The organism is Litorilinea aerophila, assembly GCF_006569185.2.
GTDB classification, from domain to species: Bacteria; Chloroflexota; Anaerolineae; order Caldilineales; family Caldilineaceae; genus Litorilinea; species Litorilinea aerophila.
Map to the genome: position 1 here is coordinate 64,595 of NZ_VIGC02000014.1, position 19,595 is coordinate 84,189.

General features: G+C 65.6%; 16 protein-coding genes. 6 read left to right on the forward strand and 10 right to left on the reverse strand.

Annotated elements, in window-relative coordinates; translation table 11 throughout:
• Positions 1-186 precede the first annotated feature (186 nt).
• From FKZ61_RS12370 to FKZ61_RS12390, 5 genes are all read left to right on the forward strand, one after another.
• Positions 187-393, forward strand: a complete 207-nt coding sequence (locus FKZ61_RS12370; protein ID WP_141610434.1) for a hypothetical protein — start codon at positions 187-189, stop codon at positions 391-393.
• Positions 390-2,429, forward strand: a complete 2,040-nt coding sequence (locus FKZ61_RS12375) for a hypothetical protein (protein ID WP_141610435.1) — start codon at positions 390-392, stop codon at positions 2,427-2,429. Before FKZ61_RS12370 ends, FKZ61_RS12375 begins: the two co-directional genes overlap by 4 nt.
• Entirely contained in the window at positions 2,426-4,084 is a 1,659-nt protein-coding gene (locus FKZ61_RS12380) for a glycosyltransferase family 39 protein (protein ID WP_141610436.1), read from the forward strand. Before FKZ61_RS12375 ends, FKZ61_RS12380 begins: the two co-directional genes overlap by 4 nt.
• Before the next feature lie 44 nt (positions 4,085-4,128).
• Positions 4,129-5,016: a patatin-like phospholipase family protein gene (locus FKZ61_RS12385; protein ID WP_170199631.1), complete on the forward strand. Its 888-nt coding sequence runs from the start codon at positions 4,129-4,131 to the stop codon at positions 5,014-5,016.
• Between the two features lie 817 nt (positions 5,017-5,833).
• Positions 5,834-6,682 carry a sulfurtransferase gene (locus FKZ61_RS12390; RefSeq protein ID WP_141610438.1) on the forward strand — a complete coding sequence of 283 codons (849 nt, stop codon included), beginning with the start codon at positions 5,834-5,836 and terminating at the stop codon, positions 6,680-6,682.
• A 104-nt stretch (positions 6,683-6,786) separates the two neighbouring features.
• On the opposite strand, the gene FKZ61_RS12395 is transcribed toward FKZ61_RS12390, so the two are convergent.
• The 10 genes from FKZ61_RS12395 to FKZ61_RS12440 all read right to left on the reverse strand — a co-directional run bounded on the left by FKZ61_RS12395 (position 6,787) and on the right by FKZ61_RS12440 (position 18,298).
• Entirely contained in the window at positions 6,787-7,431 is a 645-nt protein-coding gene (locus FKZ61_RS12395; RefSeq protein WP_141610439.1) for a hypothetical protein, read from the reverse strand.
• A 279-nt stretch (positions 7,432-7,710) separates the two neighbouring features.
• Positions 7,711-8,661, reverse strand: coding sequence for an AfsR/SARP family transcriptional regulator (locus FKZ61_RS12400; RefSeq protein WP_141610440.1), 951 nt, complete (start codon positions 8,659-8,661; stop codon positions 7,711-7,713).
• Between the two features lie 80 nt (positions 8,662-8,741).
• Positions 8,742-9,188, reverse strand: coding sequence for a nucleoside-diphosphate kinase (ndk, locus tag FKZ61_RS12405; RefSeq protein ID WP_141610441.1), 447 nt, complete (start codon positions 9,186-9,188; stop codon positions 8,742-8,744).
• Positions 9,189-9,245: 57 nt separating this feature from the next.
• Entirely contained in the window at positions 9,246-10,064 is an 819-nt protein-coding gene (locus tag FKZ61_RS12410; protein WP_141610442.1) for a tetratricopeptide repeat protein, read from the reverse strand.
• Between the two features lie 103 nt (positions 10,065-10,167).
• Entirely contained in the window at positions 10,168-11,229 is a 1,062-nt protein-coding gene (locus FKZ61_RS12415) for a histone deacetylase family protein (protein WP_141610443.1), read from the reverse strand.
• A gap of 16 nt (positions 11,230-11,245) precedes the next feature.
• The gene (locus tag FKZ61_RS12420) at positions 11,246-13,000 is read right to left on the reverse strand and encodes a hypothetical protein (RefSeq protein WP_141610444.1); all 1,755 of its coding nucleotides are present in this window, start codon (positions 12,998-13,000) and stop codon (positions 11,246-11,248) included.
• A 115-nt stretch (positions 13,001-13,115) separates the two neighbouring features.
• Positions 13,116-14,714, reverse strand: coding sequence for an ABC transporter ATP-binding protein (locus FKZ61_RS12425; RefSeq protein WP_141610445.1), 1,599 nt, complete (start codon positions 14,712-14,714; stop codon positions 13,116-13,118).
• 70 nt (positions 14,715-14,784) lie between these two features.
• Positions 14,785-15,840, reverse strand: a complete 1,056-nt coding sequence (locus FKZ61_RS12430; protein WP_229964229.1) for an ABC transporter permease — start codon at positions 15,838-15,840, stop codon at positions 14,785-14,787.
• A 4-nt stretch (positions 15,841-15,844) separates the two neighbouring features.
• Positions 15,845-16,969: an ABC transporter permease gene (locus FKZ61_RS12435; protein WP_229964230.1), complete on the reverse strand. Its 1,125-nt coding sequence runs from the start codon at positions 16,967-16,969 to the stop codon at positions 15,845-15,847.
• Positions 16,970-17,209: 240 nt separating this feature from the next.
• Positions 17,210-18,298, reverse strand: coding sequence for a BMP family ABC transporter substrate-binding protein (locus FKZ61_RS12440; protein WP_229964231.1), 1,089 nt, complete (start codon positions 18,296-18,298; stop codon positions 17,210-17,212).
• Between the two features lie 331 nt (positions 18,299-18,629).
• Here FKZ61_RS12440 and FKZ61_RS12445 point away from each other — a divergent pair, with 331 nt between their 5' ends.
• Complete coding sequence (locus FKZ61_RS12445) at positions 18,630-19,595, forward strand: tagatose 1,6-diphosphate aldolase (protein ID WP_141610446.1); 966 nt, start codon at positions 18,630-18,632, stop codon at positions 19,593-19,595.

Here is a 19,595-nt window from a genome sequence, read left to right on the forward strand (position 1 = left end):
AGTGCTTAAACGGGCGTTGAACCATCTGTCCCCGTCCTTACACCATATGGCCGTTTCTCAGGAATCGCTTATAATAGGGCCCATATGAACACAGGAGAGGTAGGATTCCGCGCGGTCCGAAAGATACTTGTCATATCCTCCCTGGCTTTCTTCCTGGTTTGTGGGCTGGGGGGATGCGGGGCGGACGTGGCCACGCGGCCGGGGAGCGATTCACCCCTGGCCGTGGAGCAGGCCACATCTATCACCGCGACGCCAACGTCTCCTGTGTTGGCCTGGAACCAGGAGGATTCCCCAAGCACCGGCGCGGAGTCGAAAGGGGTGTTGACCCTCCTGGCGTTCGTCCTGGCTGCCATGCTGGTGGCCGTGGGTCTCATTGCCTGGCGTCAGCCATGAACCGATATGCGCTGCTTCTCTTCGCCGGCGGGAGCCTGCTGTTTCTGTTGCTGGCCGCCTGCCAGGCCCTGAGCCCCCTGGGGACGTCCCAACCCCGGCAGGCCGGAACCAACGAAACCGTTACCCCTACCGTCTCCCAGACGGTCACCGTTTCGCCCACGGCTACCGTGACCGGGACACCCACGGCCGCCGTCCCCCTGACCGTCACCGTCACGCCTACCGGCCCGCTGCCGCTGGTGGAGTCGCCTGCACTGACGCCCACGGCCCGTCTGACGGCCACCGTGGGCACATCGCCCACGGCCTGTGGCAGCCGCAGCCGTCTGCGGGTCCGGGCCAATACAGTCGTCTACTACTGCTACACCCTGGAGAACACTGGCCCCATCTCCCTGACCCGACACAGCCTCTCTGATGTTCGCTTTGGCACTTTGTGGGCTGACCGAATCTACCCGATGCCTCCCGGCGCCGTGACCGACACCGTGGCCGGCGGGTTGGTCCTCAGCCACACCATCACCGGCTCCCTGGTGAACACGGCCACCTGGATCGCGGTGGCCACCGCGGTATCCCGCAGCGTGGCCGTGAGTGCGACGACCCTGGTGGCAGTGATCACCCCCACGGTGGCCTTTACCAAGAGCGTGGGGCCACCGGGGGAGGGCTGCCCCGAGGCCACGGCCTACGCCCTGCTCGCCGGTGGGGATGCCCGTTTTTGCTTGACCCTGCAAAACACCGGCAACGTGACCTTCAGCCGCCATGCCCTGTACGATCCCGGCCTGGGAATCGAGGCCACCTTCACCCACACCTTGCCGCCGGGTGCACGGCTGCTCATCACCGATGGCAATGCCAGTCAATACCAGATCACCCAGCCGCTGACTGTGCGCGGCGTCCAGACCGATGTGATCAATGTGGCCATCTACACCGGCACCACCCCGGGCGGGGTCACCACCACGGTCACAGCGTCGGCCACCGTGGCCTTGGGGCAGGCCGCCATCGCCGTGACCAAAACCCTGGGCACGGATCCGGCCAGCTGCGGCACGGCCACTGCCCTCGAGGTGGGGCCCACCACCGGCGTCTACTACTGCCTGACGGTGGTCAACCAGGGGGTAGTCACCTTCACCCATCATGCCTTCCGTGAGCAGGAGCTGAACATCCAGGGCGCTTTCACCCACACCCTGGCCCCTGGCCAGGTGCTGACCCTGACCAACGAGGTGCTGGTCAATCGTTTTGGGCTGCCTCGCGTCTTTGGCCCCCTCTATCCACCCATCAACAGTGTCATGCGCTATACGGCCACCAATCCGGCCGGATATGTAGCTACGGCTACCGCGCTGGCCGTGGCCAACGTCGCGGGGATCCCGACAGCTACGCCGACGCCCACGTCTCGTTCCAGCTTTCCAACCAACACGCCCTTTCCCACGGCCACGCCCACCAACACACCCGTGCCCCCAACGCCCATCCCCACCTTCACCTTTACGCCGGCTCCACCCACGCCCACGCCGACGCCCACCCGGAGCTATGCCATCTCGTCCCTGGCTACACCCACCCCCCGGCCCGTTTCTCCCCTGGAGGTGCCGGCAGTGGATGTGGCCGCCACCCAGGCGGCCCTTCTGACCGTCCAGGCCCAGTCGCCCTTGCCGACGCCACCGCCGACTGAGGGCCCGCCGGCGGCCGCGCCGATTGCACCGGCGCCGGAGGCTGCCCGGCCCGCTCCAACTGTGGTGATCGTGGTGACCTCTCCGCCCCTGCCCACCCAGCGGCCTGTGGTCTATCCCACGCCCACCCCCACGCCCGACTACCTGCTCCTGGCGGCCCGGGTGATCGATGCCGCGGTGGCGACGGCCGGCTGGATCTGGTTCCTGGTGGGGACTCTGATCTTTTTCGCCGCCGCAGGGATCATGGCGGGGCTCAGCTTCCGCCAGCAGGAAGCCCATCGCTTCGATCTGCTGGAGGCAGCCCCACCGGAGGACGAAGAGGAGTGGGACGCGGACGATGAGGACATGGGCCCGCCGGAGATGGACGACAACTGGCCTGCTTCGCTGCCATGAATGTACAGACACCCAACTTGCCTGACCTGACTGGCGGGACCTCTCTGGCTCCGCTGCCCGAAGAAGGGACTGCCCTTCGGCCTGCGTCCCGCACCTGGCTCCTGGCGCGCCCTGCTCTGCTCGTGCTGAGCCTGGTGGCCTTCGCCTGGCGCGTCCATGGGCTCACCGGCCAGAGTCTCTGGCGGGATGAGGTGGATGCCATCTACTTTGCCACCCGCCATCTCCCGGAGACGTTGCGCATGTTTGTGCTGCCGGGCCAGAATGGTCCCCTCTTCTTCCTGGCCCTGCGCCCCTGGTTCTCCCTGGTGGGGACCTCCGAGTTTGCCTTGCGTTATCCCTCCGCGCTGGCCGGGATGCTGAGCGTCCCCCTGCTCTACCAGGTGGCCCGCCGCCTGCTGCCATCCCGGCCTGGGGGCTGGCGAGGGGGAATTTTGCCCCTGCTGGCCGGGCTGTTCCTGGCCGTCAACCCCTATCAGCTCTGGTACAGCCAGGAAGGCAAGATGTACGCCGTCATCGTGGCCCTGGTCTTGCTGGCCACCTGGCTTTGGTGGAAGGGGATCACCCGGGGTGGATGGCGGCCGTGGCTGGCTTACTGGGCGACCCTGACCCTGGCCCTCTACACCCACCTGTTGATGATCCTGATCTTTCCCCTGCACGGACTCTGGTTTCTGCTGGCGTGGCCCCAGGCGAAGCGACACTGGCGGGGCTACGGCGCTGCCCTGGCTGGACTCACCCTGCCATACCTGCCCATGGTCTGGTGGCAATGGGATCTTTTACTCGCCAAGGAGCAACGCACCGGTTTTCAATTCACCCCCCTGGCGGATATGCTGGAGACTCTGCTGTACAACCACAGCCGGGGCTTCATGCCGCCAGGGCCGGTGGTGTGGATGGCGCCGGTCTTTTTCCTGGCGGCGGCCGGGCTACTCCTGGGGATGGAGGAAGTGGGCGAGGGAGACCCGGCAGACGAGGCCCTCCTGGCTCCGTGGCGCCGGATGGCCCTCCTCTGGACCTGGCTGCTGGTGCCGGTGTTGACCATCTACGGCCTGAGCCTGCGCCAGCCCATCTTCACCGATCGCTACGTGATCTGGATTGGGCCGGCCCTGATGTTGCTCATGGCCCTGGGCGTCGCTGCCGTCTATCACAGCGGCGGCAAGGTGGGACGGTGGATTGCCGTGGGGCTGGTGGTGTACGTTGTGGGCTTCTGGCTCTACGCCGGTTGGCAGCAGAAGACCCTCCCCACCAAGTACAACCTGCGGGACGGCGTCCAGTTTATCGCCCAACATCGGCAGCCGGACGCCCTCCTGATCCTGCAGATTCCCCACATGGAGTACGCGTACCGCTACTACACCAGCGACTTTGGGCCTCGCCCTTTTCACGACAGCGAGGCGCGGCTGGCACCCTGGGCGCCCGGCCTCTGGACCAACACCAACCTGCCAGACGAACAGGCCCGTCAGGCCGTGGCCCAGCAGATGGCGGGGCTGACGGCCGGCTTTCGCGATGTGTGGGTGCTGCGCAGCGAGGTGGAGATGTGGGATCAACGACATCTGATGGATGAATGGTTGGCCCAGAATGGCGTCCTGGTGGATCAGGCAGATTTCCACGGCGTGCAGGTGCGCCACTACCGGCTTGGCGTGCCGGAGGGAGCCGGAGGATGACTCCGCCGCCAAAGGAAAAGGAGCGAGATGTGAAAGGAGCGAACATGCCACAGCAAAGCGTACCAGGCAAGCGGATTCCGGTGGTGCCCATCGTGTGGGAAAAGCAGCCGATCCCCCAGCGGGTGGGCCTGGCCCTGGGGGGTGGGGCTGCCCGGGGGCTGGCCCACATCGGGGTGTTGGAAGTTTTAGAGGAATACCGCATCCCCATTCACTGCATTGCGGGGACCAGCGCGGGCGCCCTGGTGGGGGGGCTGTGTGCCGCCGGGGTTTCTGCGACCCGCATGCGCACCCTGGCCGAGAACCTGAACTGGCGCACCATCAGCAGCCTGAGCCGCCCTTCGTTGCACCTCAATGCCAGGACGGCCTCGGTGATGGGCCTGCCCCTGGGCATCCTGGATCTGGACCGCTTGATCGGCTGGATTGAGCAGGTGCTGGGGGGCTCCCTCACCTTCGACGACCTGTCGATCCCCTTCGCGGCCATTGCCACCGACATTGTCAGTGGTGAAATGATCGTCATGAACCAGGGGCCCATCGCACCGGCCATCCGGGCCAGTTGCAGTGTCCCCGGGGTCTTCACCCCATGCCGCCGGGAGCATCGCCTGCTGGTGGACGGGGGCACGGTCAACAACCTGCCCGTGGCCGTGGTGCGCCAGATGGGGGCCGACTATGTGATTTCGGTGGACCTGCTGCCGGCTCCCCAGGAGCAGACCCGGGAGCCCCGCAACATGCTGGAGGTGGCCATGGTAGCCCTTTATACCTTGATCCGGGCCAGCCAGATGGAGCGCCCCATGGCCGACTGCACCATCGCGCCGGCCATCGCCCACATTGGCCTGGCCGACCTGGGGGCGGGGCAAGAGTTGATGGCGGCCGGGCGAGCGGCAGCCGAGGCCCTGATGCCCACCATCCTGCAGGATCTGCAGATTCAGCGGTGAAGTCTCCCGACTGCGTGACACCTTCGGAATAGGGATGTACGCCATTTAGGGGCTTGGAGTCGCAAACCGGCGACGCTGTCCGCCCAGGTCCGCCACAGTGGGGCACCCCCTCCTGATTTGACAAAGTGGCGCGCCTTCACTATACTCGCCATTGCCCTTGGGCTGCCTTTGAATTTTAAAAAAGTGGTTAGTAGACAGTAGACGGTAGTCAGTAGATGGCGTCCCAGGGCATCACGCGGCAGGCAGGTGCTTCGATGAACGCGGTTCATGTACGGAAAGGGGTTCCAATGCGTTCTATCTGGCAACAGCAATGGGTTATCCCACGGCGGCGCCCAGGCAGGTTTGGGCCAGCCCGCCAAGCTCTTTCTTCTGTCCCGTTCTCCGCTCCTGCCCTCTGTTGTTTCCCCTGTTGTACCTGCTCGTGTATTTGAGCCGGTCAACGGCGCTTCTCACTTTCCCTTTCTTCGCTCTGGCTTCCGCCATCCAGCCAAATCGCCCGTACCGGCAGCGTTCCCTCGACGGTGGCCACCAAGGCGGCCGCATTGAAGGTGGTCGAGGTCCACTTGGGATGCTGGACTGAAATCGGGTTGGCGCGTGCTGACCGCCGGCAAGGCTGGACGCCCCCCCGGGGATGTTGCCCGGTTCTTGATACCGTAGGCCGGGCGGACAATGGCAGTCGCCAGGCTGGCCAGAGCCAGAATCTGCCGGCACGAACATTCGTTGAAAGAAGCCCCGGCACCTGTTGGCAACCGTTGGAACAATCTGTTTGGAAGAATCTGTCGGAATTCAGAATCAGAACCAGAAAAGGAGAAATCCCATGAGCAAAGGATACGCCCATCCAGAGGTGTTGGTCAGTACCGAGTGGGTCGCCGAACACCTCAACGATCCCAATGTCAGGCTGATTGAGAGCAACGAGGACGTTCTGCTCTACGATACAGGCCACATTCCCGGCGCTGTGAACATCGACTGGCACACGGATCTGAACGATCCCATCATCCGGGATTACGTGGGGCCGGAGCAGTTCGCCGCCTTGATGCGCCGTCACGGCATCACCCCGGAGACCACGGTGGTCTTCTACGGCGACAAGAACAACTGGTGGGCCACCTATTCCTTCTGGGTCTTCCAGCTCTTCGGCCACACCAATGCCAAGGTGATGGACGGTGGTCGCCAGAAGTGGATCGACGAAGGGCGGGAGCTGACCCGGGAAAAGCCCAGCTATCCCCCCAGCGACTACCCGGTGCCCCAGCGGGATGACACCGTGATCCGGGCCTTCCGGGATCAGGTGCTCCAGCATCAGGCCGCCCGCAAACCCCTGGTCGACGTCCGCAGCCCGGGCGAATATCGGGGCGAACTGCTCCACATGCCGGATTACCCCCAGGAGGGCGCGCTCCGGGGCGGCCACATCCCCGGCGCCAAGAACATCCCCTGGGCCCGGGCAGCCAACCCGGACGGCACCTTCAAGAGCGCGGACGAGCTGCGGGCCATCTACGAAGCGGAGCAGGGCCTGAAGCCCGACGAAGAGATCATCACCTACTGCCGCATCGGCGAGCGCAGCAGCCACACCTGGTTTGTGTTGAAGTACCTGCTGGGCTACGAGAAGGTGCGCAACTACGACGGCTCGTGGACCGAGTGGGGCAATGCCGTCCAGATGCCCATCGAGAAGTAACGTCGGGCTGCCCCGAGCCGTTTCTACAATCTGTCTGCCCCGAATTCAGGCACAGGAGCTTCCGCTGGAGGTTCCTGTGCCTTTCTATTGGCGCTGGTGCTACCCTATTCCTGGCCGGTATCTGGGCTGGCGGCCCGTTTGGCGGCCTGGTGGGCCAGGTTTTCTTCCAACAGACGAACCCGGGCCTGGAGCGCACAGAGCTCTGCCTGGAGCCGGGCCACATGGCTCTCGGCGTCGTCGTGGGATAGGGCGGATGGGTTGCGGGCTGGGTGTCCAGCAGGCGGAAGCGGGGATGGGGCAGGGTGGGGTGCAGGATGAGGGCGTCCGTGGGCATGGCCGGCCTCCCGGTGCGGGTGGGCCGGGGTTTTCTGAGACGAAGCATCCGGCGGCCCCATGTCCTCCGCCTCTAGCGGGTCGGACGACGGTGGCGTGCCCATCAGTTGATGGATCACCTCGGTCAGGGCGTCCCGGTAGTGGGTGGCCAGCTCTTCCCAGCGCTGGAGGCTCTCCTGGAGCAGCTTCTCCTGGTGGGCGCTGTCCTCGCTGGCCGTGGCGCGCAGGGTCAGCTTGAGGAGGGTGTGCTGGATAAACAGCACGGCGTCGACCATGTCTGTGAAGCGGGATTCCAGCCCATCCTGGACGTGGCAGATGTAGCCCCGCCAGCGCACCTGGGGCCCGTGCTGGGGATCCGACCAGCGATCCTGGGTGAAACGGACCAGGAACGAGGCAATGTCACGCTGTGTGGTCATACGGCTTGGAACCTTTCTGGCCGGCAGGAGGGTTCAGCCAGTAGCAGGTAACACCGGTAGACAAAGGCCAGTTGTCCATTTACATCGGGGTGGGCAGACGACATATCCCCCATTTGCCTGGAGGGCAGGCCTGCCTCCAGCAGGATAAATCGAGGCGGTTACAGATAGGTTACAGGCTAAAGGGACGCCGCGGCAGGAGGACGGCCCGAAAAAATTTCACCAGTCCCCGCTCCTCAAAGGGAAGCGGGGACTGGTGAGTGACGGGTCACGAAATGGGAATCAGAGTTCGCCCTGCAAAATTTGCCGATAGAGCTCCTGGGTTTCTGGCAGGGGATCAACGGCAAATTCCTCCTGGAGGACCTGGACACACTGTTGGTAGGTGCGCAAGGCCAGGGGGCGATTGCCCTGGGCCGCGTAGGCCCGCATCTGGATCCGGTACGCATCCTCCCACACAGGATCCATGGCAAGCACCCGTTGGGTCAGCCGAACGCTCTCCAGCGGGTTGTGGGGCAGGTAGAGTCCGGCCAGGGTGGTCATGGTGCCCAGGGCCAGCACCTGCAGCCGCTCCCGTTCGGCCACACTCCAGTCTTCATAGCGGCGTTCGGGCAGGTAATCGCCCTGGTAGAGCTCCACCGCTGCGGCGAGGTAGCGCATGGCCAGGGCTTCATCGGCAGGCGTTTCACCCGCTGGCTCGTCCCCCGGGCTGTCCGCCGGCTGGGGAGAGAGCAGGCGATTGCCGGCTGCGATCAGGAGCTCGAACACGTCGCTGTCCAGCCAGATGTATTCCATGGCCAGCCCATAGGCCAGACCCTGCCGACGGATAAACTGGGCTTCACTCCAGGGTGTCCGCTCCGGCTCCAGCGTCTTGTTGACCGCGTTCAGTGCCACCTTGAAGTCCCGGTCACCCCGGCGTGCGTCCAGATCCGGCCAGAGCTGGTCGATGATCTGTTCCTTGTGCAGGTAGTGGCTGCGGTTGGTGATGAAAAACTGGAAGAGCTGCAGTGCTTTTTCACGGCCCCACGCCCCTGGGAGGATCTCCTCGCCATAGCGCCAGACTCGGAAGCCCCCCAGGGTCTGGACTCGAAGGGGGGCATGGATGGAGACGTAGCCGGGTACGTCTGCCAGCAGGCTATCCAGCCGTGCCGGCAGCACCGGTCCGGGCTGGGCTTCCGTGGGCGCGGTCGGTGAAGGGCCGGTGAAGGTGCCGCCGGTGGCAGCCTGTCCGTCCATGGCTGGGGTCGGGCGGGCTCCTTCACGACTGGCCTGCCCTTCGCGGTGAATCTGGCTTCGGGATCGACAGCGGGCCTTCTCTATTCGAAGATCCACGGATCGTTGGCCCGTTGCCATTCGATTAGATCGTCGCCAAACCATAGGGCAATCTCGCTGGCAGCCGTCTCCGGCCCATCGCTGGCGTGGACCAGGTTGCGGCCGATCTCCAGACCAAAGTCAGCCCGGATGGTGCCCGGGGCCGCTTCCGCGGGGCGGGTGGCGCCCACCGTGTTCCGCACCACGGCAATGGCATCGGTCCCCTCCACCACCATGGCCACCACCGGCGCGCTGGTGATGTAGCGGATGAGGCTCTCGAAGAAGGGTCGGCCCTCGTGGACTGCGTAATGCTGGCGGGCCAGCTCCTCGCTCACCTGGAGCATTTTCATGGCCACCAGCTTCAGGCCCCGGCGCTCAAAACGGCTGATGATCTCACCCACCAGCCCCCGCTGTACGGCATCCGGCTTCAGGATAATGAAAGTTCGTTCCACTGGATTTTCTCCCCGTGATATCTGGTATCAACGAAATTGAATGAATCAAGAAATTCGTCAGGCTCTCTCACCCGCATCCAACAGGCGTGCCTCTTCTTCCGTCACCCGCAGGTGGAAAGTCTCCTGCGGCCGAGGAACCCGGTAAACCCGGCGGACGAACTCCCCATCCGGATCCATGGACTGGATAGGGTGCTGGGCCAGGGCCCAGTCGTTCTCGTCGCCGACGGCTTCCAACACAACCCAGCCCATGAGCAGATGGGGTTGGCTCTGCACCAGGTGTCGGGCCAGGTGGTAGGCTTCTTCCCGGGCCTGAAGCTGCCAGAGCGCGACCATCAGGCAGACTTGAAAGTCGATGCGTCGGGGCTCAGCACGGACCAGCGCCCGATAAAGCGCCGCTGCCTCGGCCCAGCGTCCACCCAGCCGATATAGGGTGGCCAGGCAGGCCGGGTTGAAGGCCAGGGCATGGGGCGCTTCCAGGCTGGTCCGGGCCAGGCCGGCCCGGATCTCCGGCTCGAAGGGCGCCATTTCAAACGCCCGTTGCCACATGGCCTGGGCCCTGGCCCGCTGTCCCCGCTGCTCTGCCGCCCGGGCCAGAGCCCGCCAGGCCAATGCATGGCCTGGATCTGCCTGCAGTAGCCGGCGCCCCCACTCCTCCCCCTCTTCCCATCGTCTGAGCAGCCAGGTCAATCGCAGGAGCCAACGATAGGTCCAAAGGTGCCGGGGCAGGTGCTGGAGCACCACCTGGGCCAGCCGGGCCCCTTCTTCCGGTGCATCCTGTTGCAAGGCCCGTTTCATGGCCGCATACCAGGACGTCAGCGGAATCTCCACCGTTTGGGCGGCGTGGCCGTTTTTCGGTCCATTTGTACTATTATCCACAATCTGCCCTCATCCCGGAAATGGACGACAGCCCGATTGTCCCAAAAAGCACAAGCGCCCCGCCACGGAGTAGAGCAGCGGCCGTGGCGGGGCAGGTCACTTTTCAGTGGGGGATGGCGTAAAAGGGCGGGTCCTCCAGGCGGTGGAGCCGGCGCAGTTGCTCCAGCAGGGGGGCCACTTCCCGCTCGGCGCCCGGCGCGGGCCCAAAGGGATCGCTGACCGCGTCCGCTTCTCCCCGAAGCAGGCGCAGGCTGCTCAACACGTTGTGGGCCAGGACTTCCAGGTTGTAGCCGCCTTCCAGGACGGCCACCAGCCGCCCCTGGCAAAGCTCTTCCGCCAGCTCCATCACCACCGCCGTCAGCTGCGCGTAGCCGGCAATGCTGAGCCGCATGCCCGCCAGGGGATCCTGCCAGTGGGCGTCGAAACCCGCGGAAAGGAGGATCAGCTCTGGGCGGAAGCGCCGGGCCACGGGCATCAGGATGCGCCGGAAGGCTTCCAGGTACCCCGCGTCTCCCACCCCAGGCGGCAAGGGGACGTTGACCGTAGTCCCCACCCCGGGGCCGGCCCCCCGCTCCCCCGCCGCGCCCGTGCCTGGATAGTAGGGAAACTGGTGGGTGCTGAAGAAAAGCACCGACGGATCCGCGTAGAAGACATCCTGGGTGCCGTTGCCGTGGTGTACGTCAAAGTCCACGATCAGAACCCGGTCTACCCCAAATTGGTCCTGGGCCCAGCGGGCGGCGATGGCCACGTTGGCCAACAAGCAGAAGCCCATCCCCTGGTTCACCAGAGCGTGATGGCCAGGCGGGCGGACCAGGGCAAAGGCATTGTCCGCCTCTCCCCGCAGGACGCGTCCGGTCACGTTGAGCAGGCCGCCCGCGGCGCGCAGGGCCGCTTCATAGCTGTCAGCAGTGACATAGGTGTCGCCGTCCAGATGGCCGCCGCCGGTTAGCGCGACGTACTCCAGGCGCTCCAGGTACTCGGGGGTGTGGACCCGCAGGATGGCTTCTCGGGGGGCGGGCGAAGACGGGACCTGGATGAGGTGCTTTAGGATGCTATCTTCCTGGAGAAGGGCCCAGGTTTCTTCGACTCGGCGGTGATTTTCGGGGTGGTGAGGGTAGGTATGGTGGGTATGGAAGGGGTCGTAGACAATGGCAGTTCGTTTCATGAGTCAATCGGTTCCATCATTGGTTTCGCTGGCCAGTTGGCCGGTCAAAGTGGGGTCGAAAATGGATCGGAGAGCCCGTGGGCGACTCCCCATTGCTCGGGGCCGGCGTGATCTCAAACTGGAGGTCGAAGTCGAATTCACCGGCGCCAAGGGCGCGGATGCGCCCACATGGCACCACCGGATACTCGCTCTCCACCGGCCCGGTGGCGTAGAGTACCTCCCCATCCCACACCAGGCTCAGGCTGCCCTCCTGCCAGGGCATCTCCAGGAGCGCCCACCACGTCCAGGAGTTGTGGGCAGTTGGGGAGACGGCCAGGCGCTCACCCTGCCAGCGCAGGCCACATCCCTGCCAGATGGCTGCCCCGGCCAGGGCAATCCCCGCTTCCGGGCAGCTGAAATGCCAGGGGGCACGCGCTGACATCTGCCAGCCGGTGGCTTCCACCCAGTCGTCCAGGGGGAAGGGGGGCTGGGCCAGGGTGGACACCCCGGTGGCCCGGGCCAGGCGACTGTACTCCTGGGCTTCGCTCTCCCACCGGGCCGCGTTGACGCTGTCTCCCTGCCAGCTGGCCAGTTGGGTGGCCCACTGGAGGGCCACGGCCACGTCGGCCAGGCGTGGCCCATCCTCCTGCAGTTCCCGCCGCAGCAGGATCAGGGCCTCCACGCAGACCTGGACGGCTTCGTAGTGGTCGGCCAGGACGGGATGGGGGCCATGGCGCTGGATGTGGCCATGCAGGGCGGCCAGGTAGGCCCGGTTGGTGGCTGTCACCGCGAGCCCTGGATCGGCCGGTGCCTCTTTGGCCCGCAGGGGCAGGATTGTGGGCAGCCGTCCCTGGCTCCTCTCCGCCACCCGACGCAGGTGGGCCAGCAGGTTGCGGCTCAGGACCAGGTCGTGGGCGTCCAGGCAGCGAACCAACCCCGGGACAGACTCGACCCGGCGGTCCGAGGGGGCCAGCCCTGTGCGCAGCCGCTGGACATGCCGCAGGGCAGTCAACCGACCCACCTGGAGAGCCCGGTTCAGCCGGGGATCGGAGGTCCAGAGGCGGCCCGTTTTCACCACCCGGCTCCAGGCTTCGCCCGCCTGCTCAAAGGCCCGCTCCGCGTCCCGCAGGGAGAGGAAGCCGTTCCACGCCACCTGTTCGCCCACGTCGCTGATGGTCAGCACCAGGGGAACTTCCACGATCCCGTTGACCAGGACGTAGTAGATCAGCAGGGCGCGGCCTTCGTCGCTGAGTTCCACGGCCGAGGGCCGGCCGTAGGGGTTGCCAAAGACCCGGGTGCTGTCTGCGTTGTGCTGGGCGTAGATCCCCTGGGCCCGGCCCGGGTTCATCTGAGCCACCAGCAGCCCGTCCACCATGCGCTGGGTGAGGGGCTGCCCCCAGTCGATCTCCACTTCCAGCCGCAGCAGCCGGTCCCCTTCGGCCTGGCACTCCAGCATCCACAACACCGAGCGATCGTAGTTGGAGCCCAGGGGAACGGCCAGCCGCTTGCTGACGATCACCCCCTCGCTGCCCAGGATGCTCTCCTGGTAGCCGGGGTAGTAGCGGGTGGCCATCTTCATCAGGGGCTCGTCGTCGGGTGGGCTGCTGATGCGGAGCTGGATCCGCCGTGCATAGAACTCATCCGCCCAGGGCCAGAAGAGGTCCAGGAGGTCGGTGTTGGCGTCTACCGTAAAGACCACGTCCTGGTTGGCCAGTTGATAGGTGGCTTCGGGGTCGAGCTCGTCCTGATCGATGACCTGGGGCTGGTCCAGGATGGGGCTAAATGGATCCATGGCACCTCTTTACACCAAAATGGGACCGGTTTACATCAAAATGGGATTGGGGACACACCCAGGATACACAATAGCCAAGCGACGGCGGGGCTGTCAAATCGGGGAGGAACCGCGCTTATTCGGCCTCGGAAGGTTCGCCCTCCCGGACGGGTATGCCCTGGGCGGCCCGTGAGGCGTGCTGGAGCTCCTCTGGGCGGACGCCGGCCATGAGCAGGCCCAACTGTTCCCGGGTCGCCTCTTGTCGGGGCAGGATGGCCACGATTTCGCCCCGGTACATCACGGCGATGCGGTCTGAAAGGGCCAGGATTTCATCCAGCTCGGCGCTGACCAGCAGGACCGCCACGCCCTGATCCCGCTTGGCCACAATCTGCTGGTGGATGAATTCGATGGAGCCCACGTCGATGCCCCGGGTGGGCTGGGCTGCGATGAGCAGCCGGATGGGGCGGCTGAACTCCCGGGCCACCACCATCTTCTGCTGGTTGCCGCCGGAAAGGCTGCCGGCCGGGGCCAGGATGCTGGCGGTGCGCACGTCGTATTCCGCCACCAGGCGAGTGGCATGCTCCCGGATGGCCTGCTCGTTGATGGTCCAGCCCCGGGCGAAGGGCGGCCGGTAGTAGGTGTTGAGGACCAGGTTGTGGGCGACCGGGTAGGTGTCCACCATGCCGTAGGCGTGCCGGTCCTCGGGGACGTGGCTGCTCTGCCCCTCGGCGGTGATGCGCCGGGGGGTGGCGTTGGTCATCTCCTGGCCGGCGATGGTCACCCGGCCTGCCATGGCCCGCCGCAGGCCGGTGAGCACTTCCACCAGCTCGGTCTGGCCGTTGCCCTGGACGCCGGCCACGCCCAGGATCTCGCCGGCGTGGACCTGGAAGGAGACGTCGCGCACGGCTGGCGCACCTGTGTCGTCCTGGGCCGAGAGCCCGACCACGTCCAGCACCACCGGGCCGGGACGGGCTTCCTCCTTCTGCACCGTCAGGATCACTTCCCGGCCCACCATCATGGCGGCCAGAGAGGCCTGGGTCGCCTGGCCCGGGTCCGTCTCCCCCACCACCCGGCCGTTGCGCAGAACCACGATGCGGTCGGCCACGCGCAGGACTTCCTTCAGCTTGTGGGTGATGAAGATGATGGACTTGCCCTGGGCCCGCAGCAGGTCCATCACCTGGAAGAGCCCCTCGATCTCCTGGGGCGTGAGCACCGCGGTGGGCTCGTCCAGAATGAGGATGTCGGCGTTGCGGTAGAGGGTTTTGACGATTTCCACCCGCTGGCGCACGCCCACCGGCAGATCCTCCACCAGCGCGTAGGGATCCACCGCCAGGCCGTAGCGGTCGGACAGCTCCCGAATGCGCCGGGCCACCGCTTCCACATCCAGGAAGCCGCCCCGGACGCTCTCGCTCCCCAGCATCACGTTTTCGGCCACGGTCATCACCGGGACCAGCTGGAAGTGCTGGTGCACCATGCCGATGCCCAGGGCGATGGCATCCTTGGGGCTGGAGAGGGTCACCGGCCGGCCGTTCACCCAGATTTCCCCTTCGGTGGGTCGGTAGAGGCCGTAGAGGATGTTCATCAGGGTGGATTTTCCGGCCCCATTCTCCCCCAGCAGGGCCAGGATCTCGCCCGGGTAGAGCTGGAGATTCACATCTTCGTTAGCCACCACGCCGGGAAAAAGCTTGGTGATGTGGCGGGCTTCCAGCACCGGGGTACGATTCAACTGTTCCATGGCTTTCCTTTCACCCAGTCTCCTGACCGCGTCTCCTGGTGGGGCCTTCCTGCCAGGTCGGATCCGCCCCTCACTCGGAGCTGCCTTCGGTCTCGTAAACCTTGCCCTCGGCCGCGGGCGGCCGCACCCGACCCACGAAGCCGGAGACGGCCACGATGGTGACCACGTAGGGCAACATGGAGATGAACTGGCGGGGCACCTGGGTCACGCCGGCCAGCAGCAGCTCGTTCTGCAGGGCCTGGGTGTAACCGAAGAGGGTGGCCGCACCCAGCGCGCCGAAGGGGTTCCAGTTGCCGAAGATCATGGCCGCCAGGGAGATAAAACCCCGGCCGGCGGTCATGCCCTCCTGGAACTGACCCACTGCTTCCAGGACCAGGAAGCCCCCGGCCAGCCCGGCCAACATGCCGCCCAGGACAGTGTTCACGTAGCGATAGCGGTTGACGTTGATGCCTACCGTATCCGCCGCCCGGGGATGTTCGCCCACAGCCCGGGTGCGCAGGCCCCACCGGGTGTGGAAAAGGGCCACGTGGATCACCACCACCAGCAGCAGAGCCAGGTAGGTGATGGGCGGGTTCTCAAAGAGGACGCTCCCCAGCACAGGAATGTCTGCCAGGAGCGGAATGCGCACCGGGCCAAACTTGCCCTCGGCCACCGCGCTGCGGTCGAAGAGGTAGGCGGAGAAGCCGGCCGCCAGGATGATGATCACCGTCCCGGAGATGATCTGGTCCATGCGGAAGCGGATGGAGAGGAGGGCATGGAGCAGCCCCATGAGGCCGCCCACCAGCAGGGCGGTGGCCACGCCTACCGCCAGGCTGGCCGGCAGGGGCCAGCTGTTGGTCGCCACCTTGGCTACAAAGGCGGCGAAGGCACCCGCCAGCATCATGCCCTCAATGCCGATGTTGATGATGCCGGAGCGCTCGCAGAGGATCCCGCTGAGCGCCCCCAGAATGAGGGGGACGCTGGCCCGCAGGGTGAAGTTTAACGCGCTGACGCCAAAGAGCACCCGCAGCCAGACCTGCTGGTTGAGGCTGGTGGTGTTGACCAGAATGGCCATCACCACCAGGAAGAGGGCAAAGGCCATGCTGATGATGGATGAGGTCTTCCAGAACTGCCCGGTACGTCCCATGCTGCTACCTCCCGGCCCAGCCGGTGGTCAGGGTAGTGGTCTCCACTTCGTCGGGCGCGCGGCGGACGCGGTAGAGGGTCCGGATCAGGGTGGGCGCGGCCACAAAGGCCAGCACCAGGGCCTGGATCACCTGGATGATGTCGGCAGCCACGCCGGATTCAAACTGCATCCGGGCGGCGCCGGCATCCAGCGCGCCCAACATGAAGGCCGAGAGCACCACGCCCAGCGGATGGGTCTGGCCCAACAGGGCCACAGTGATGCCGTCGAAGCCCACTGCACCGCTGAACTCCGGCGCGAACTTGTGGTTCAGTCCCAGGGTTTCAATGGTGCCGGCCAGGCCCGCCAGGGCGCCGGCCAGGGCCATGGCCAGGATGATCATGCCGTTCACCCGCATGCCCGCGTAGCGTGCCGCCCGGGCGTTCTGGCCCACGGTACGCAGCTCAAAGCCCACCGTCGTCCGGTAGATCAGCCACCACATGACCACGGCCACCAGCAGGGCCAGCACCACCCCCCAGTGCACCCGGTAGGGCGGCCCCACGATCCAGGGGATCTGGGCGCTGGCCAGCACGTCGGGCGTTTCCGAAATGGCGCCCGCCGTGGGATCCCAGAGGGGGCCAGGCTGCTGCCCCTGGGTGCCGCCCGCGTAGACCGTCCACCCGGCGAAGAGGCTGGCCACATAGTTCAGCATGATGGTGACAATGACCTCGTGGGCGCCTGTGTAGACCTTGAGCAGGCCCGGCAGCGCGCCCCAGAGGGTACCGCCAGCGATGCCCGCGGCGATGGCCAGGGGCAAGTGGACAAAGGCGGGCAGTCCCTCAAAGTGGATTCCCACCGCCACCGAACAGATGGTGCCGATGATGAACTGGCCAGATGCACCGATGTTGAACAGCCCCGCCTTGAAGGCCACGGCCACCGACAGGCCGGTCAGGATCAAGGGGGTCATCTTGCGGATGGTGGTGGACCAGGCCCGGCCGTTGCCAAAGGCCCCACTGAAGAGCCCCTGGTAGGCCCGGACGGGATCATCCCCGAAAATGGCCATGACCAGCGCGCCGATGGCCAGCGCGGTGAGCAGCGCCAGCACCGGGATGAGAATCGCCCTACCCAATCTTCGCCAAACAGGAATATTCATGGACACTCCATATGTCCCGAGTACCAAGCGGGGTGCGTAGGCGGGTTCCCGCACCACGCCGTAGGTCCGGCCGGGAGGCCGGACATGGATGCTTGTCACGCAAGGATGCGTGACCTACGTACTGCCGGGATTGACGACCAGATAGGGGAAGACGGGAGGCGGCCTGCGCCACGCTCCCGTCTTCCCAGAGACGCACACGCAAAGGTGCGTCCGTGCCGAGCCTGCATGTCCGGTCGGATGCTACTGGCCGTAGCCGGTGGAGATGCTGCCATCCTCCAGGCCGGCTTTGATGCGGGCCAGATCGTCCTTGACTTCCTGGGGAATTTTATCCTCGAAATCGTGGAACGGCGCCAGATCCACCGGGCCGTAGTAGTTGCCGCCCTGGAAGGTGCCGTTGTGGACCTGCATGATCAGGTCCACAACGCTGGGGGTGATCAGCTTCATGGCGCTGGAGACCAGGCAGGCGTGGGCAGCCGGGAGGGTTTCCCACTGGTCGGTGTCCACGCCGATGCAGTAGACTTCCTGGCCTGCCTCGGCCGCGGTGGCCACCTCCTGGAGCGCGCCGTTACCCGTCTGGCCGCCGGCGCCGAAGATCACATCCGCGCCCTGGTCCAGGGCCTGGCGGGCGGTGGCCGCGCCCCACTCCGGGTCGGTGAAGGCCTGGGAGAGCTCACCCGGGTGGTAGGTGGAGATGATGTTGATGTCCGGCTTGACGTAGCGGGCGCCGGCTTCATACCCTTCCTTGAAGGCCACCACCGGCGGCACCAGGTCGGTCCCCAACACCGCGGCGATGGTACCCGTCTTGGTCAGGTGGGCGGCCAGAGCCCCGGCCAGGAAGCCCGACTGATCCTCATGGAAGATCAGGCCCACCAGGTTGGGCAGGGTTTCACCCTGGAACTGGTCCACACCGATGAAGTAGATGTCCGGGTTCTCCTTGGCCGCGGCGATGGTGGCCTCGCCCAGGGCAAAGCCCACGGTCACGATGACCTGGTAGCCGGCATCAATGAACTGCTGGATGTTGTCGGCGTAATCCTTGGCGTCCTGGGTCTCGATGTACTTGTAGTCCACGTTCTCCTCGAGACCCAGCTGTTGGGCCGCCTGTACCACGCCTTCCCAGGCCGACTGGTTAAAGCTGCGGTCGTTAACCCGGCCCACGTCGGTCACCAGACCAATCTTGAGCTTGGCGGCCGGGGCAGTGGCCTCCGCCTCCTGCGCCTGTTGCCCTTCGGCGGGGGCCGGGGCCGCTGCCTGGGGAGCCGCTGGTGCCGCACAGGCACTTACCACGAGAAGCGCAACCAGTGCCATCAGCAGGATCACATGTTTTCGCATACCTTTTGAATCCTTTCTTGAACCTTCGCTGAGCTTGACGGAAAGATCACGACGCTGTTGGGCCGCACCCATCCTCAGGCCCTGAATTGATATCCTGCTACGAAAAGATGTAGAATGGGTACCATGGCCAACGGCAGTATGAATGCTGGAGGATGGAGACGCCGTTGGGGCGGCACCGTAGCCCCATGTCTATAGCCCCATGTCTACAGGGCAGCACACAGAATGAGCTCAAGCCAATTGACACCGTTGGCCGTCGGGCAAAGGCATTATAAACAAGCTATTCGTCAGAAGCAAAGCCGCTTTTTCAGGGAGAGGAGGGTGTAGAAGACTTATGTCTCTTTCTCTTGGTAAACGCCGGGCGCTCCAACAGTGTGCCCAGGACGATGGCACCTTCGCCATGCTGGCCATGGATCAGCGGGGCAGCCTGGCCCGCATGATCGACCCGGATGCGCCGGACCAGGTCTCCTTCCAGCAGGTGATCGCCATCAAACGGGACGTGATCGCCGCCCTCTCGCCCCTGGCCAGCGCCGTCTTGCTGGACGTGGAATACGGCTACGGCCCCTGCGTGGCCAGCGGCGCCCTCTCCGGCCGGGCTGGTCTGCTCCTGGCCATCGAGAAGAGCGGCTACGAAGGCGACCCCACGGCCCGCCGCACCAGCCTGTTGGATGGCTGGGACGTGGAGCGAACCCGCCTGGCCGGCGCCAGCGGCGTGAAGCTCCTGATCTACTACCGGCCGGACGCACCCAACGCCGCCGAGCAGGAGGCCCTGGTGGCAGAAGTGGCCGCCGCCTGTGACCGCTGGGAGCTTCCCCTCTTCCTGGAGCCCCTCCACTACTCCCTGGATCCAGCGGTCAAGGTGGTCCCCAACGCCGAACGGCGACGGGTGGTCATCGAGACGGCCCGGCGCCTGGTCCCCCTGGGCGTGGACGTGCTCAAGGCCGAATTCCCCCTGGACGTGAAGCAAAGCAACGACCAGGCCGAATGGGCCGACGCCTGCGCCGAGCTGAGCGACGCCTGCCCGGTACCCTGGGTGCTCCTCAGCGCCGGGGTGGACTTCCCCACCTACGCAGAGCAGGTGAAGGTGGCCTGTGCCAGCGGCGCCAGCGGCGTCCTCTGTGGGCGAGCCATCTGGAAAGAGGCGGTGCAGTTGCCGCCAGCCCAGCGGGTGCAGTTCCTGCAGACTACCGCCCGGGAGCGCTTCCGCCAGCTTAGTCAGCTCGTCAGCGAGGCGGCCCGGCCCTACACCCACTTCTACCCGGCCAGCGACGGCGCCGACCTGGAGAACTGGTATCGATAG

Bases quoted from the DNA above. Each gene is read 5' to 3' on its own strand.
- FKZ61_RS12375 (WP_141610435.1), top strand. From the start codon at position 390: ATGAACCGATATGCGCTGCTTCTCTTCGCCGGCGGGAGCCTGCTGTTT.
- FKZ61_RS12380 (WP_141610436.1), top strand. From the start codon at position 2,426: ATGAATGTACAGACACCCAACTTGCCTGACCTGACTGGCGGGACCTCT.
- FKZ61_RS12385 (WP_170199631.1), top strand. From the start codon at position 4,129: ATGCCACAGCAAAGCGTACCAGGCAAGCGGATTCCGGTGGTGCCCATC.
- FKZ61_RS12390 (WP_141610438.1), top strand. From the start codon at position 5,834: ATGAGCAAAGGATACGCCCATCCAGAGGTGTTGGTCAGTACCGAGTGG.
- FKZ61_RS12395 (WP_141610439.1), bottom strand. From the start codon at position 7,431: ATGACCACACAGCGTGACATTGCCTCGTTCCTGGTCCGTTTCACCCAG.
- FKZ61_RS12400 (WP_141610440.1), bottom strand. From the start codon at position 8,661: ATGGACGGACAGGCTGCCACCGGCGGCACCTTCACCGGCCCTTCACCG.
- FKZ61_RS12415 (WP_141610443.1), bottom strand. From the start codon at position 11,229: ATGAAACGAACTGCCATTGTCTACGACCCCTTCCATACCCACCATACC.
- FKZ61_RS12420 (WP_141610444.1), bottom strand. From the start codon at position 13,000: ATGGATCCATTTAGCCCCATCCTGGACCAGCCCCAGGTCATCGATCAG.
- FKZ61_RS12425 (WP_141610445.1), bottom strand. From the start codon at position 14,714: ATGGAACAGTTGAATCGTACCCCGGTGCTGGAAGCCCGCCACATCACC.
- FKZ61_RS12430 (WP_229964229.1), bottom strand. From the start codon at position 15,840: ATGGGACGTACCGGGCAGTTCTGGAAGACCTCATCCATCATCAGCATG.
- FKZ61_RS12435 (WP_229964230.1), bottom strand. From the start codon at position 16,969: ATGAATATTCCTGTTTGGCGAAGATTGGGTAGGGCGATTCTCATCCCG.
- FKZ61_RS12440 (WP_229964231.1), bottom strand. From the start codon at position 18,298: ATGCGAAAACATGTGATCCTGCTGATGGCACTGGTTGCGCTTCTCGTG.
- FKZ61_RS12445 (WP_141610446.1), top strand. From the start codon at position 18,630: ATGTCTCTTTCTCTTGGTAAACGCCGGGCGCTCCAACAGTGTGCCCAG.